This window comes from Longimycelium tulufanense (assembly GCF_014645795.1).
GTDB classification, from domain to species: domain Bacteria; phylum Actinomycetota; class Actinomycetes; order Mycobacteriales; family Pseudonocardiaceae; genus Longimycelium; species Longimycelium tulufanense.
In genome coordinates, this window is sequence record NZ_BMMK01000108.1 from 1 (window position 1) to 831 (window position 831).

At 66.9% G+C, this 831-nt stretch carries 1 protein-coding gene; it reads right to left on the reverse strand.

Annotated features, from left to right (window positions below; genetic code table 11):
* A partial coding sequence (locus IEY55_RS31775) for a transposase family protein (protein ID WP_189062284.1) occupies positions 1 to 763 on the reverse strand: 763 nt, incomplete at its 3' end.
* Positions 764 to 831: the final 68 nt, after the last annotated feature.

Here is an 831-nt window from a genome sequence, read left to right on the forward strand (position 1 = left end):
TGTCGCCGATGTGCCAGGGGCAGAGGGTGATTCTCTGGAGTGGCCTCCAGCGTTGGGTCAGCAGGGCCATGGCGCGTTCGCCGCGGCAGCGGAGGCGGGTGAGGAGGGTGTTGTGGCAGCGGTTGTCGACATCGAGGACGTTGCCGCCTCGGGGGTTCTTGATCGGGGTGTGGACGCCGATCCCAGCACCTTGGTAGCCCTTGTCGGCCAGGGTGGGAAGTCCCTGGGCCGCGGCGTGGTAGAGCGCGCCGAGCGCCTGGTCAACGGCCACGGGCAGGTCCACGAAGGAGCCGGGCGCGACGTCGGAGACCCACAGCGGGAACCCATCGGGGGCGGCCACGAACTGGATGTTGCCCCCGAACTTGTGATGGTTTCCCGAGTACCACAGGTGGTGTCCTTCGTCGGCGCGCGCCGCGACCCGATCGGTGGGCACAAGCTTGCCATCCAGAATCACGTAGGGAGTGTTCTCCCGAAGACAGTCGGCAAGCACGTCCGGCAGTTCCGGTGCTTGCCCAGCGAGAACGTCGATGGCTTCGTGCAGGTAGCGATACGCGGTGGCGATGCTGATGCTGGTGTCACGGGCCAGCTGGGCAACCCGGGTGCCCTCTCGGAACCAGCGCAGCGCCAGCACCGCGTGCCGGAACACCGACAGGGCTCGCCGACCCTTCGGTGTGCGACGTTGCCGCTGGTCAGCGCGCAGCAGGCCGGCCAGGTACCAGGCCAGTTCACGGGGCAGGTCGAGCGTGGCACGATAGGCAATCACGTGGAGCCTCTGGTTCTCTGGGACTTGATCTTCGCAACATCCAGTCCTACCAGGGGCTTCACGCCTGT